This window comes from Pseudomonas moraviensis subsp. stanleyae, assembly GCF_036283065.1.
GTDB classification, from domain to species: domain Bacteria; phylum Pseudomonadota; class Gammaproteobacteria; order Pseudomonadales; family Pseudomonadaceae; genus Aquipseudomonas; species Aquipseudomonas stanleyae.
On the sequence record NZ_JAADJI010000015.1, the window covers coordinates 1 to 12,973 of the forward strand.

Below are 12,973 nucleotides of genomic sequence, written 5' to 3' on the forward strand. Positions count from 1 at the left end.
TCGCCCATGCTTGAGCGCCGGGCCCGGTTTCAACTAACACCGTAACGCTCGCGGAAAGCCCACGCAGAAATACCTGAAAGGCTTCTCGCGACTTGATTCGATCTTCGAAAATCACCTGACCGAGGGCATCCTCCCCAGCCACCTGAAAAACCCTCTTGGCAAGATCTATCGCAACTGTGGAGCATGCCGACACGTCGGCTGACAAAGATTGATCAATCGTCGTAAGCTTTTTCATGGCCTCGCCCTCGCTGTCGTTGGCTTCTATAAGAATGCCACCGTGGCGCACAGACGCCTCGGCTTGGGCGAGTCCATTTAATTACAAGGGAATCGCGTTGTTTTAAACCTTTGGTCTGTTGCTGTGGTCTCTGAAACAACACCTCCAGAGCGCACGCAGCCGGCATGGCGAAATCCCCCGACTTTGCAAAAACCTGGTTCAGCGCTCGCGCCTGGAAGCCGTTCGCCTTTCAGAAACAGGTGTGGGCGGCGGTGAAAAACGGCGAATCCGGCTTGCTCCACGCCAGCACCGGCGCCGGCAAAACCTATGCGGTGTGGTTTGCCGCGCTCAATCGCTTCGCCCGCTTGCAACCGCCCGTGGCCACGCCGCGCAAACGCAAACCGCCGGCCGAACCGCTGACGGTACTGTGGATCACGCCGATGCGCGCCCTTGCCGCCGACACTGCCCGCGCACTGCAAAACCCGGTGGATGATTTGCAGATTCCGTGGAGCATCGGCCTGCGCACTGGCGACACCAGCAGCAGCGAACGCGCTCGTCAGGGCCGGCGCCTGCCAACGACACTGATTACCACCCCGGAAAGCCTGACCCTGCTGCTCGCCCGCGCCGATGCACGCACCGCGTTGTCGACCTTGCGCATGATCGTCGTCGATGAGTGGCACGAATTGCTCGGCAACAAACGCGGCGTGCAACTGCAACTGGCACTCGCCCGCCTGCGGCACTGGCAGCCGGAACTGATCGTCTGGGGCGTTTCCGCCACCCTCGGCAATCAATCCCACGCCGAGCAGGTGCTGATCCCACAGGGCGGCGGCGCCAGTGTTCAGGGCAAAAGCGAAAAAACCCTGCAGGTCGACACTTTGCTCCCACCGGCCACCGAGCGTTTTCCGTGGGCCGGGCACATCGGTCTGAAGATGCTCCCGCAAGTCGTGGCCGAACTTGATGCCTGCGCCAGCAGCCTGGTGTTCACCAACACCCGCGCGCAATCGGAGATCTGGTATCAGGCGCTGCTGGAAGCGCGGCCGGACTGGGCCGGGTTGATCGCGTTGCACCACAGTTCACTGTCCCGCGACACCCGCGACTGGGTCGAACAGGCGCTGAAAAATGGCCAACTGAAAGCCGTGGTGTGCACCTCGAGCCTGGATCTGGGCGTGGATTTTCTTCCAGTCGAGCGCGTGCTGCAGATCGGCTCGGCGAAAGGCGTCGCGCGTTTGATGCAACGTGCCGGGCGCTCCGGCCACGCGCCGGGGCGCACCTCGCGGGTGACGCTGGTGCCAACCCACAGCCTTGAATTGATCGAAGCGGTCGCCGCGCGCGATGCCGTCGAACAGCGGCGCATCGAGCCGCGCCTGTCGCCGCACAAGCCGCTGGATGTGCTGGTTCAGCATTTGGTCAGCATGGCCCTCGGCGGTGGCTTTATTCCTGAAGACTTGTACGAAGAAGTCCGCGGGGCCTGGGCTTATCGCGACCTGACAGCAGCAGACTGGGCCTGGGCGTTGGCTTTCGTACGCCACGGCGGGATGTCTCTTACAGCGTATCCGGATTATCGTCGGGTCGAGCCGGACGAACACGGCGTCTGGCGTGTGCCGGATGCGCGTCTCGCGCGGCGCCATCGCATGAGCATCGGCACCATCGTCAGCGACGCCAGCATCAACCTGAAATTCTGGAGCAAGGGTGGCGGCGGCAAACAGCTGGGCAGCGTCGAGGAAGGCTTTATCGCGCGACTGAAACCCGGTGATGGTTTCCTCTTCGCCGGCCGCTTGCTGGAGCTGGTGCGGGTAGAAAACATGACCGCCTACGTCAAACGCAGCACCGCGAAAAAAGCCGCTGTGCCACGCTGGAATGGCGGGCGCATGCCGTTATCCAACGAACTGGCCGAAGCGGTGGTCGCGCGTTTCAGCGCCGCTGCTCGAGGTCAATTCAACGGCCCGGAAATGCACGCGCTGCGGCCGTTGCTGGAAACGCAGATACGCTGGTCCGGCTTGCCCACTACGGAAAACCTGCTGGCCGAAGTACTGAAATCCCGCGAAGGCTGGCATCTCTTCCTCTACCCATTCGCCGGGCGCCAAGTGCATCTGGGGCTGGCGAGCCTGCTGGCGTGGCGCGTCAGTCAGCGCCAACCGGTGACCTTCTCGATCGCAGTGAATGATTACGGCCTGGAACTGCTCAGCGCCACGCCGGTGGATTGGGCTACGCATCTCGACGCGCAACTGTTCAACGCCGATGACCTACTGCTGGACGTGTTGGCCAGCCTCAATGCTGGCGAGCTGGCGTTGCGCCGCTTCCGCGAAATCGCCCGGATCGCCGGGCTGGTGTTCGCCGGGTATCCGGGCGCACCAAAGAGTACCCGCCAGGTGCAGGCGTCGAGTGGCTTGTTTTTCCAAGTGTTCAAACAATATGACGCCGACAACCTGCTGCTGGCCCAGGCCGGGGAAGAAGTCCTACGCGAAGAACTGGATATTCGCCGTCTGGAGCAGACGCTGGAGCGCATCAATCAGATGAAACTGGACGTGCATCAGGTTAAACGTCCTACACCATTGGGGTTCCCGCTGTTGGTGGAGCGGATGCGCGAAAGCATGAGTTCGGAAAAACTGGCTGACAGGATCAGAAGAATGGTCGGTGACCTGGAAAAAACTGCTGATAACGGCAAATCGTCGTGAGCGCCTACCCGGTGCGCCTGGCGGGCGAGGAGTTGTGGTTGCTGCCGGAGAAAGCCCTGTACTGGCCAGCGCAGGAGGCGCTGCTGATCGCCGACGTGCATTTCGGCAAAGCAGCGGCCTATCGCAGCCTCGGCCAGCCGGTGCCGCATGGCACGACGGCGAGCAACATCGAGGTGATCGACGCGTTGCTGGCGCGGCTGCCGTGTCGCCAGTTGATCTTCCTCGGCGATTTTCTGCATGGCCCTGGTTCACATGTCCCGACCACCCTGAATGCGCTGGCAGAATGGCGCGCGCGGCACGCTGACCTGCCGATGACGCTGATTCGCGGCAACCATGATAAACGCGCCGGCGACCCACCGGCCTCGCTGAATATCCGCGTGGTGCCCGAGCCGCTACTGCTTGGGCCGTTCGCCTTGCAGCATGAACCCGATCCGCATCCCGAGCGGCACGTGCTCGCGGGCCACGTGCATCCCGTTTATCGCTTGCACGGCAGAGGCCGGCAAAGCTTGCGCCTGGCCTGTTTCAGGTTGGGTGAGCGCATCAGCCTGATGCCGGCGTTCGGTGCGTTTACCGGCGGCTATCAGGTCGAGCGCGACGACAGCTGCAGAGTCTTCGTGATCGGCGACAACGAAATATGGCCCGTCAGCTAGATCGCAGATCGATTGGACTGACGGGCCATTTCATGACAGTGGATCAGGCGACAGGCGCCGGAGGCGGTTCGTCCGGCAGTGTGGGCTCACCTGGTTCGGTCGGTTGTTCGTTGGGAGTATCGGGATCGGGCTGGCCGGGCACGCCACCGGACAGGCTCAAAGACGGATTCGCCAGTAACGACCAGGCCAGAACGCCTATCTGATTGGGCTCAAGCCTTGCCAGTTCAGCGCTGATTCGCGGGTCGATCTTCATAGGGCACTCCTCAGTGAAGGCCCGGATTTGTGTGTAACAAAAACGGGCAGTACACCCCATAGAGTGTCTGCCCGCCAAAGAATTCCCGACATCCGTCGGATGGCTACTCAGGTACGCGGCAAGGTCACGCCACGCTGGCCCTGATACTTGCCGCCACGATCCTTGTAGGAAACTTCACATTCCTCATCGGATTCGAGAAAGAGCATCTGCGCCACGCCTTCGTTCGCGTAGATTTTCGCCGGCAGGTTCGTGGTGTTGGAGAACTCCAGGGTCACGTGACCTTCCCACTCAGGCTCGAGCGGAGTGACGTTGACGATAATGCCGCAGCGCGCGTAGGTGCTTTTACCCAGGCAGATGGTCAGCACATTGCGCGGAATGCGGAAGTACTCGACGGTGCTGGCCAGGGCGAACGAGTTCGGCGGGATGATGCAGACGTCACTATGGATGTCGACGAAGCTGCCGGCGTCGAAGTTCTTCGGGTCGACGATCGCCGAGTTGATGTTGGTGAAGACCTTGAAGTGGTTGGTGCAACGCACGTCGTAGCCGTAGCTCGACACGCCGTAGGAAATCACCCGGCTGTCGTCGCTGCCGCGCATCTGGCGCTCGACGAACGGTTCGATCATGCCGTGTTCCTGCGCCATGCGGCGAATCCACTTGTCCGATTTGATGCTCATGGCGGGGTTGTCCTGAATAGCGAGGTGGAAAAATTCTGTCCGGCATCTTACCGGGCGCGTCGCCTCGTTCAAAGTGCGCAACGCAATTCTCGGCGAACGCCCCGTATTTACGCGATGTGGCGACGAACCGTCGCACCGCCGATCCCTAAAACACAGAAACCTTTGCAAGAAGCATTGGCACGTTCCGGAAAAAGGGTTAAGGTGGCGCCACTGTGCTGCTTGTGTCACTGAGAATCTCTACACGATATGTTGAATTTCGATCCAACCATCTACAAGAATTTTTCCTGCTCTTTGCACTCAGTCTCGGCCAGGGTTCTTCCTGAGTCGCAGTTATCTTTGTTCAAGGAGTTACACCATGTCTAATCGCCAAACCGGTACCGTTAAGTGGTTCAACGATGAAAAAGGCTTCGGCTTCATCACTCCACAATCCGGTGACGACCTGTTCGTTCACTTCAAAGCTATCCAATCCGACGGCTTCAAAAGCCTGAAAGAAGGCCAACAGGTTTCTTTCATCGCTACCCGCGGTCAGAAAGGCATGCAAGCTGAAGAAGTACAAGTTATCTAACTTGTAGCTTCTTTAGAAAAGAGCCCCGCCCTTAAAAGCGGGGCTTTTTTGTGGGCGCTTGTTTTTCATGGCGCGAAAAAAGATCGCAGCCTTCGGCAACTGCTACAGCGAGATATCAAATCCTGTAGGAGCTACCGAAGGCTCGGGCCGCGTTCGGACGATCTTTTGCTTTAAGCTCTTACCAGGCCACGCCAAACCCTGCGGTATAACGGGTCTTGTTCAGATCCGCATCGTTGGTGCCGCTGATAATGTCGCGCTCGGCCTTAAGGTTGAGCGACGCCCAGTCGGTGACCTTGTAGCGCAGGCCCATTTCCGCATCCAGGGCGTAATCGGCAACGCCCGACAACGGCTTGCCGACTTCGCCATTGGTGAAGAACTCGACCTTCTTGCCGATCAGGTAGCGGTTGTAGTCCCACTTCATCGCGACGGAATAGAAGTTGTCCTTGCTGCCATCGCGATACTCGTAATCGGTGCGGTTGAGCAACGAACCCAGCGAGAACGCGCCCAGCTCGTCGTCCCAGAACTGGTAGCCCGGACCGGTACCGACCACACGCTGACGCGCCAGCTCTTCGATGTGGTCACGCTTGTAGTTGATTCGCCCTTGCCAGAACCATTGGTCGGTGAGAAAGCGATCGAGGGAGTATTCGGCGCGCCAGTTGTTGGTGGTGGTTTCAGCATCCTGGACTTCGCGGTTGTATTCACCCTCGGCGGTATGCCGCCAGCGACCGTGCCGCGCCGAGGTCTTGAAGCCGACGTCGTAATCGTCGGTATCTTTCTCGGCGCGTTGATAATCCAGCGCCAGATCGACGTTGCCCTTCCATACAAGGTCGGTGACGATCGGCTTGGGCTTGAGGATCTGCTGAATGCTGGCCAGCTCGACCGTTTTCGGCGCCTCGCCGTTGGCCAGGGTGACCTTGCCGTCGTCCGCCGCTGTCAGCGATTTCGACACTTCGCCAGAGTAGGCGTCCTGCTTCACCAGCAAGTGCTGATCGCTGTCGAGGGTCTTGACCTCTTTCCAGTCAATTGCCACGGCACCGGCGTATTTGGTCTGGATCAACAGCTTGCCGCCATCGAATACCGTGATGGTGCCGCTCAGCTTGTCGCCGTTTTTCAACCAGACGGTGTCGGCAAGCAGGGGCGTGGACGCGCTGAAAACAGCAAGGCACAACAAGGTTCTGGGGAACATAAGCAGATCGCGGGCTCAGAGTTGGCGAAAAGGGTCGGCATTATCCGTAGGATTTTGCCCAAGACAAGGACTGACCGGACTATTTCAATTGAGTTCATTTCTCAACTGCGCCACGAGCGATTACCCTTGTCGCCATCATCACTCCAATGCTCAGGAGCCGCGTACGTGAAAGACCCGCTCGACAGCGTCGAAAACGATGCGCAAATCCGACGCACGGCGCTCTACTCGACACTCGCGCAAGTGCCCGAAGGCAAAGTCGTCAGTTATGGCCAGTTGGCCGAACTCGCCGGATTGGGCCGCGCCGCACGCTGGGTCGGCCGAACCTTGAGCCAGTTGCCCGACGACACCAGGCTGCCCTGGCACCGCGTACTCGGCGCCGGCGGACGCATCAGCCTGCCGGTCGGCAGCCCCTCCGGTGATGAACAACGCGCGCGGTTGCGCATGGAAGGCATCACCGTCCAGAACAATCGTGTGGATATTCGGCGCCATGGCTGGCGTCCGGTAGAGCACAGCGGTTAGAGTGCGCGCTTTGTTTTCGCAATTTTGAGGCAGACTTCAGCCCATGCCCCGTAAAACCTGGCGCGCCGCGCTCGCCGCCTATGCCAGTCCTTCGACGCTCGTGCTGTTGTTGCTCGGTTTTGCCGCCGGCCTGCCGTACATGCTGGTGTTCTCGACGCTCTCCGTGTGGCTGCGTGAAGCGGGCGTAGCCCGTGAAACCATCGGCTATGCCAGCCTGATCGGCCTGGCGTATGCGTTCAAATGGGTCTGGTCACCGCTGCTAGACCAATGGCGCCTGCCCTTGCTGGGCAAGCTCGGCCGCCGCCGTTCCTGGCTGGTGCTCTCCCAGGCACTGGTGATTCTCGGCCTGATCGGCATGGGTTTCTGTGATCCGCAGAAGCATCTGTCCTGGCTGATCGCGATTGCCGTCGTCGTCGCTTTTGCCTCAGCCACGCAAGATATCGCGGTCGACGCCTATCGTCTGGAAATCGCCGATGACAGCCGCCAGGCCGCCCTCGCCGCCAGCTACATGTCCGGTTACCGCGTCGCCGCCCTGCTCGCCACCGCCGGCGCGCTGTTTTTCGCCGAAGGCTTCGGCTCCACTGGCTTCAACTATAAGCATGCAGCGTGGACCGGCACCTATGTGCTGTTCGGCGCATTGATGGTGCCCGCGCTGCTGACGACGCTGTTCATGCGCGAGCCGCCCGTGCCGCTGCGCACGCAATTGCAGGCCGGGCGCTACACGTTCATGCATCAACTGATGTCGGTGTTCGTGCTGATCGTGTTGCTGGTCTCCGTACCGGCAATGTTCACCCAGCTGTACAACACCGATTTCGCTGGCGTGCTGTTCGGCGACATGAGCCCGCTCGATTTGCTGCTCGAAGACCGCGCCTTTCTGCGCGCCATCCTCTATACGCTGCTGACGGGGATGTGTCTGTCGGCCATGGGCCGGCGTGGATTGGCGCCGGTGCTGACGCCGGTCAATGACTTCATTCTGCGTTACCGCTGGCAGGCGCTGTTGCTGCTGGGCCTGATCGCCACCTACCGCATGTCGGACACGGTGATGGGCGTGATGGCCAACGTGTTCTACATCGACCAGGGTTTCACCAAGGATCAGATCGCCAGTGTCAGCAAGATCTTCGGCCTGATCATGACCCTCGTCGGCGCCGGCATGGGCGGCCTGTTGATCGTGCGTTTCGGCATCCTGCCGATCCTGTTCATTGGCGGTGTGGCTTCGGCAGGAACCAACCTGCTGTTCGTCATGCTCGCGGACATGGGCCCGAACCTGCAGATGCTGGTGGTGACCATTTCCCTCGACAACTTCAGCTCGGGCCTGGCGACTTCGGCGTTCGTCGCTTATCTGTCGAGCCTGACCAACCTGAAGTTCTCCGCCACACAATATGCCCTGCTCAGCTCGATCATGCTGCTGCTGCCGCGCTTGATGGGTGGTTATTCCGGCGTGTTGGTCGAGAAGTTCGGCTATCACAGCTTCTTCCTCATTACCGCGCTGCTCGGCGTGCCGACGCTGGTGCTGATTGCGCTGCACTGGTTTCAGGAACGCCGCCGCGAAAGCGCGACCCCAACGCCGGAACCCGCACCGACGCCCGCCACCGAAGAATCGTAGGACGCTTCGCCAGCGGCGGGAGGAATCCCGCCGCTGGACCTCTGCGCCGGCCACACTTCTGTACGTCAGCAAAACTCGCCGGTACACTGCTCCGTCATTTCCAGTCATAGCAACCGACAACGGCCAACCATGCGCACCAGTCAATTTTTGCTCGCCACACAGAAAGAAACGCCTTCCGACGCGGTCGTGATCAGCCATCAGCTGATGCTGCGCGCCGGCATGATCCGCAAGCTTGCCTCGGGCCTGTACACCTGGCTGCCGATGGGCCTGCGAGTCATGCGCAAGGTCGAAGCCATCGTTCGCGAAGAGATGAACGCTGCCGGTTCTCTGGAAGTGTTGATGCCGAGCACCCAACCGGCCGAGCTATGGCAGGAATCGGGGCGCTGGGAAGAATACGGCCCTGAGCTGCTGCGCATCAAAGACCGCCACGGTCGCGATTTCTGCGCGGGCCCGACCCACGAAGAAGTGATCACCGATCTGATGCGCAACGAGTTGAGCAGCTATAAACAGCTGCCAATCAACCTGTACCAGATCCAGACCAAATTCCGCGACGAAATCCGCCCACGCTTCGGTCTGATGCGCGGCCGCGAATTCATCATGAAGGACGCCTACTCGTTCCACGCCGATCAGGCGTCGCTGCAGGTCACTTACGACCGCATGCACGAGGCGTACTGCAACGTGTTCACCCGCCTGGGTCTGAAATTCCGTCCGGTAGAAGCCGACAACGGCTCGATCGGCGGCGCCGGTTCCCACGAATTCCACGTGCTGGCCGAGTCCGGCGAAGACGATATCGTCTTCAGCAACGGTTCTGACTACGCGGCGAACATCGAAAAAGCCGAAGCGGTGCCACGGGAAACCTCGCGCCCTGCGCCAACCGAAGAGCTGCGTCTGGTCGACACGCCGGACACCAAAACCATTGCGGCGCTGGTGGAAAAATTCAATCTGCCGATTGAAAAGACCATCAAGACCCTGATCGTCCACGCCGAAGAAGAAGGCAAGCTGATCGCGCTGGTGATTCGTGGCGACCACGAACTGAACGAAATCAAGGCTGCCAACCAGCCAGGCGTGGCCAGCCCGCTGGTCATGGCCTCCGATGCCGAACTGCGTGACGCGATTGGCGCCGGCGCTGGCTCGCTCGGCCCGTTGAACCTGCCGTTGCCGATCATCATCGACCGCTCGGTCGCGATGATGAGCGACTTCGGCATTGGCGCGAACATCGATGACAAGCACTACTTCGGCGTCAACTGGGAGCGCGACCTGCCGATTCCGACCGTTGCCGACCTGCGCAATGTCGTCGCTGGCGATCCAAGCCCGGACGGCAAAGGCACGCTGGAAATCAAGCGTGGCATCGAAGTCGGGCACATCTTCCAGCTGGGCAACAAGTACAGCAAGGCGATGAAGTGCGAAGTGCTGGGCGAGAACGGCAAGCCGGTGACCCTGGAAATGGGTTGCTACGGCATCGGCGTTTCCCGCGTGGTGGCTGCAGCGATCGAACAGAACAACGACGCCAACGGCATCATCTGGAGCGACACCCTGGCGCCATTCCAGATCGCTCTGGTACCGCTGCGCTATGAAACCGAACAGGTGCGCGAAGCCACCGACAAGCTGTACGCCGACCTCACGGCGGCCGGCTTCGAAGTGCTGCTGGACGATCGCGACAAGAAAACCAGCCCGGGCATAAAGTTCGCAGACATGGAGCTGATCGGCATTCCACACCGGATCGTGGTCAGCGACCGCGGTCTCGCCGAAGGCAACCTGGAATACAAGAGTCGCACCGAAGGCGAGGCGCAAGCCTTGCCGGTGGCCGATGTTGTGTCCTTCCTTCAGGCCCGTATCCGCCGCTGAAACCAGATAGAGACGTCATGTTCAAGCGAAACACCTTAGGCCTCGGTGGCGCCGCCCTGTGCGGCGCCCTGCTGGTCAGCGGCTGCGCCAATCACATGTCGCAACGCAGCGAGCACGAAGAGCGGGTCGAGCGAAAGCTGCTCGATCACAGCCTGCAGATCGATGTCGGCGAGCCCAAGGTGCTCGAGCTGCCGCAGCGACGCGTGAAGATCAACGAGCAGAAGACTTTTGAAGTCACCGAGTTCGAGGTCACCCGCCGTTACGACCGTTATACGCCTTACCAACCCTGGCGCGAAGTCTACGAGATTCCGCTGGGCGCGGTGGCCGTGGTCGGTGGTGTCGGTGCCAACGTGGTCAATGTGTTCGCCCTCGGCAACCTGCCGGACAGCGTTACCAAGGACTGGCTGAGCTACGGTTTCGCCGGGCTCAACCCGTTCATGAACGTGCAGTCCAACGGTCGCGCGCAGCAGAACCTCGCGGGCATCGATGAAGTCCAGCGCGACAAGCGTACGGAGTATTCGAGCTTGCCGTGGAGCGAGCGGCCGGTGCAGGTCAAGGCCGGCAAGCAGACCTTCGACATGAGCACCGATCGCAACGGCGTGCTGCGCTTGAACCTGCTCGACAGTCCGTTTGCCGAACATGATCTGAACCATATCGGCCGCTTGCAGATCAGTGTCGAAGACGCCAAGGACGATGTGCATTCCGACTCGACATTGATGCTCAGCGGCCACCTGCGCGGCAAGTTGCTGGAAGCGCACGGGCTGATTTATGACGATCTGGAAGATGACGAGGTGAGCCAGTGGGTGCACCGGGTCAAACGCCTGTCGGAACTGGGTCTGGAAGAAGAAGCCAGCGAACTGGAACAGAGCCTGATCGAACTGACGCGCAATGATCCCGAGTTGCAGACTGAGTTTCTCAAGTCTTTGGCCAAGGATGCAGGGCGTCTGGTTGCGGATCCAGGACCGAATTAAGCCTTGAAAGATCGCAGCCTTCGGCAGCTCCTACAGGGTGTACACCATCCCGGTGTAGGAGCTGCCGAAGGCTGCGATCTTTTGCTTTGACGATCTACCGCTCAAACAACTCCATCTGCTCAAACCCGTCGCGCAAATCCTCCAGCCTTACCCCCACCCCCAACAATCGCACCGGTTTGCCTCCGCGATTGAACGCCTGCGTCAGCATCAACTGATAGCTGCCCAGGTCACGCCCTGCACCGGCCTGTTCCAGGGTGGTCTGGGTGAAATCATGAAATTTGACTTTGACGAACGGCTTGCCCGGTCGATAACTGCTGTCGATCCGCGCCATGCGGTTTTTCAGGGTGTCGAGCAGTTCGGGCAATTTGTCGAGGCAGCTGCGCAAATCCGGCAGATCAACATCGTAGGTGTTTTCCACACTGATCGACTGACGCCGACTGTCGTTGTGCACCAAACGGTCATCGATCCCACGGGCCAGATTCCACAAGCGCTCGCCGAAACTGCCAAATTCGCGCACCAGCGCCAGCCTACCCCATTCGCGCAGGTGCTGGCAGTCGACGATGCCGAGCTTGCCGAGCTTGTCGGCAGTGACCTTGCCAACACCGTGCAGCTTGCTCACGGGCAGACCGCTGACGAAATCCTCGACCTGATCCGGAGTAATCACGAACAAGCCGTTGGGTTTCTTCCAGTCGCTGGCGATCTTCGCCAGAAACTTGTTCGGCGCGACGCCAGCGGAAACGGTGATGTGCAGTTGATTGGAAACGCGACGGCGAATGTCCTGGGCGATGCGCGTGGCGCTGCCGCCGAAATGTGCGCTGTCGGAGACATCCAGGTAAGCCTCATCGAGCGACAGCGGCTCGATCAGATCGGTGTAGTCGGCAAAGATCGTATGAATTTCCTTCGACGCTTCGCGATAAGCATCCATGCGCGGCTTGACGATGGTCAGGTCCGGGCACAGCTTCAACGCATGCCCTGAGGCCATCGCCGAGCGCACGCCATAGGCGCGTGCTTCATAGTTGCAGGTGGCGATGACCCCGCGCCGGTCCGCCGAACCACCCACCGCCAGTGGCTTGCCGGCCAGACGCGGGTCATCGCGCATCTCGATGGCGGCGTAGAAACAGTCACAGTCGATGTGGATGATTTTTCGCTGGGTCATGTCGGAAAAAGACAACGTAGCAAGCCGGAGCCGCAGTATCTCATTGGCACCTGTATATAGCACCAGTGGTTGAATGTTCTTTTCCGACCGTAGGAGATTTCCGATGAATTCATTTTTTCAATCAGAGATCAGCGGTCAATAGAGCTGAAAGCCTTGCGCTGCCTGCCCTGCACACTTATCACTCGGCCAAAAAAACGCTAAGCGCTTGAACCTCAACAGATTTATCCAGATCGAAGGTTGACACACTCGTGAACCTCTGTAGAATGCCGCCACACAGACGCGGGATGGAGCAGTCTGGTAGCTCGTCGGGCTCATAACCCGAAGGTCGTCGGTTCAAATCCGGCTCCCGCAACCAAACATCAGAAAAGGCTACTCGAAAGAGTGGCCTTTTTTGTGCGCGCCTGTTTTGTCTGACCAGCGTGATGCGACACCGGCAGAGACAAACAGGATTTCTTTGCATTTCCGAAACTTAACGCGCGCCTGCAACCGTTTGCCGCGATTTCGCAGTTATTTGATCCTTTCCAGGATTAGCGGTTGACACCTCGCCGTTCGCCTGTAGAATGCCGCCACACAGACGCGGGATGGAGCAGTCTGGTAGCTCGTCGGGCTCATAACCCGAAGGTCGTCGGTTCAAATCCGGCTCCCGCAACCAAACATCAAAA

The 12,973-nt window shown here is 60.0% G+C and carries 11 protein-coding genes, 2 tRNA genes and 1 pseudogene; 9 read left to right on the forward strand and 5 right to left on the reverse strand.

Annotated elements, in window-relative coordinates; all coding sequences use genetic code 11:
* Positions 1–235, reverse strand: a pseudogene (locus tag GXB78_RS24810) (IS110 family transposase); the annotation flags it as partial.
* A gap of 164 nt (positions 236–399) precedes the next feature.
* Here GXB78_RS24810 and GXB78_RS24815 point away from each other — a divergent pair.
* Both GXB78_RS24815 and pdeM read left to right on the forward strand, forming a co-directional pair.
* Entirely contained in the window at positions 400–2,889 is a 2,490-nt protein-coding gene (locus GXB78_RS24815) for a ligase-associated DNA damage response DEXH box helicase (protein ID WP_329517404.1), read from the forward strand.
* Positions 2,886–3,539, forward strand: coding sequence for a ligase-associated DNA damage response endonuclease PdeM (pdeM, locus tag GXB78_RS24820; protein ID WP_401204697.1), 654 nt, complete (start codon positions 2,886–2,888; stop codon positions 3,537–3,539). Before GXB78_RS24815 ends, pdeM begins: the two co-directional genes overlap by 4 nt.
* A 43-nt stretch (positions 3,540–3,582) precedes the next feature.
* On the opposite strand, the gene GXB78_RS24825 is transcribed toward pdeM, so the two are convergent.
* Both GXB78_RS24825 and dcd read right to left on the reverse strand, forming a co-directional pair.
* The gene (locus GXB78_RS24825) at positions 3,583–3,792 is read right to left on the reverse strand and encodes a hypothetical protein (RefSeq protein WP_016771389.1); all 210 of its coding nucleotides are present in this window, start codon (positions 3,790–3,792) and stop codon (positions 3,583–3,585) included.
* Positions 3,793–3,899: 107 nt separating this feature from the next.
* On the reverse strand, positions 3,900–4,466 hold the full coding sequence (gene dcd, locus GXB78_RS24830; RefSeq protein WP_007940589.1) for a dCTP deaminase: 567 nt from the start codon (positions 4,464–4,466) through the stop codon (positions 3,900–3,902).
* A gap of 355 nt (positions 4,467–4,821) precedes the next feature.
* Here dcd and GXB78_RS24835 point away from each other — a divergent pair, with 355 nt between their 5' ends.
* Complete coding sequence (locus GXB78_RS24835) at positions 4,822–5,031, forward strand: cold-shock protein (RefSeq protein WP_002554837.1); 210 nt, start codon at positions 4,822–4,824, stop codon at positions 5,029–5,031.
* A 178-nt stretch (positions 5,032–5,209) separates the two neighbouring features.
* On the opposite strand, the gene GXB78_RS24840 is transcribed toward GXB78_RS24835, so the two are convergent.
* Positions 5,210–6,217: a DUF481 domain-containing protein gene (locus tag GXB78_RS24840; RefSeq protein ID WP_329517405.1), complete on the reverse strand. Its 1,008-nt coding sequence runs from the start codon at positions 6,215–6,217 to the stop codon at positions 5,210–5,212.
* 165 nt (positions 6,218–6,382) lie between these two features.
* Between GXB78_RS24840 and GXB78_RS24845 the strand changes: the two genes are divergently transcribed.
* The 4 genes from GXB78_RS24845 (at position 6,383) to GXB78_RS24860 (ending at position 11,155) form a co-directional block, all read left to right on the forward strand.
* Positions 6,383–6,736 carry an MGMT family protein gene (locus GXB78_RS24845; protein WP_329517406.1) on the forward strand — a complete coding sequence of 118 codons (354 nt, stop codon included), beginning with the start codon at positions 6,383–6,385 and terminating at the stop codon, positions 6,734–6,736.
* Positions 6,737–6,779: 43 nt separating this feature from the next.
* Positions 6,780–8,339 carry an AmpG family muropeptide MFS transporter gene (locus GXB78_RS24850; RefSeq protein WP_329517407.1) on the forward strand — a complete coding sequence of 520 codons (1,560 nt, stop codon included), beginning with the start codon at positions 6,780–6,782 and terminating at the stop codon, positions 8,337–8,339.
* Between the two features lie 129 nt (positions 8,340–8,468).
* Positions 8,469–10,184, forward strand: coding sequence for a proline--tRNA ligase (locus GXB78_RS24855; RefSeq protein ID WP_329517408.1), 1,716 nt, complete (start codon positions 8,469–8,471; stop codon positions 10,182–10,184).
* 17 nt (positions 10,185–10,201) lie between these two features.
* Positions 10,202–11,155: a hypothetical protein gene (locus GXB78_RS24860; protein WP_329517409.1), complete on the forward strand. Its 954-nt coding sequence runs from the start codon at positions 10,202–10,204 to the stop codon at positions 11,153–11,155.
* A gap of 94 nt (positions 11,156–11,249) precedes the next feature.
* Here the strand turns inward: GXB78_RS24860 and dinB are convergent, their stop codons facing one another.
* A complete protein-coding gene (dinB, locus tag GXB78_RS24865; RefSeq protein ID WP_329517410.1) occupies positions 11,250–12,311 on the reverse strand; it encodes a DNA polymerase IV in 1,062 nt (353 codons plus the stop codon).
* A 278-nt stretch (positions 12,312–12,589) separates the two neighbouring features.
* Between dinB and GXB78_RS24870 the strand changes: the two genes are divergently transcribed.
* Positions 12,590–12,666: transfer RNA gene (locus GXB78_RS24870), tRNA-Met, on the forward strand.
* 220 nt (positions 12,667–12,886) lie between these two features.
* Positions 12,887–12,963 (forward strand) — tRNA-Met (locus GXB78_RS24875).
* The last annotated feature ends 10 nt before the right edge of the window (positions 12,964–12,973 follow it).

Coding starts and splice junctions, on each gene's coding strand:
- GXB78_RS24855 (WP_329517408.1), top strand. CDS start 8,469: ATGCGCACCAGTCAATTTTTGCTCGCCACACAGAAAGAAACGCCTTCC.
- dcd (WP_007940589.1), bottom strand. CDS start 4,466: ATGAGCATCAAATCGGACAAGTGGATTCGCCGCATGGCGCAGGAACAC.
- GXB78_RS24825 (WP_016771389.1), bottom strand. CDS start 3,792: ATGAAGATCGACCCGCGAATCAGCGCTGAACTGGCAAGGCTTGAGCCC.
- GXB78_RS24850 (WP_329517407.1), top strand. CDS start 6,780: ATGCCCCGTAAAACCTGGCGCGCCGCGCTCGCCGCCTATGCCAGTCCT.
- GXB78_RS24860 (WP_329517409.1), top strand. CDS start 10,202: ATGTTCAAGCGAAACACCTTAGGCCTCGGTGGCGCCGCCCTGTGCGGC.
- dinB (WP_329517410.1), bottom strand. CDS start 12,311: ATGACCCAGCGAAAAATCATCCACATCGACTGTGACTGTTTCTACGCC.
- GXB78_RS24840 (WP_329517405.1), bottom strand. CDS start 6,217: ATGTTCCCCAGAACCTTGTTGTGCCTTGCTGTTTTCAGCGCGTCCACG.
- GXB78_RS24815 (WP_329517404.1), top strand. CDS start 400: ATGGCGAAATCCCCCGACTTTGCAAAAACCTGGTTCAGCGCTCGCGCC.
- GXB78_RS24835 (WP_002554837.1), top strand. CDS start 4,822: ATGTCTAATCGCCAAACCGGTACCGTTAAGTGGTTCAACGATGAAAAA.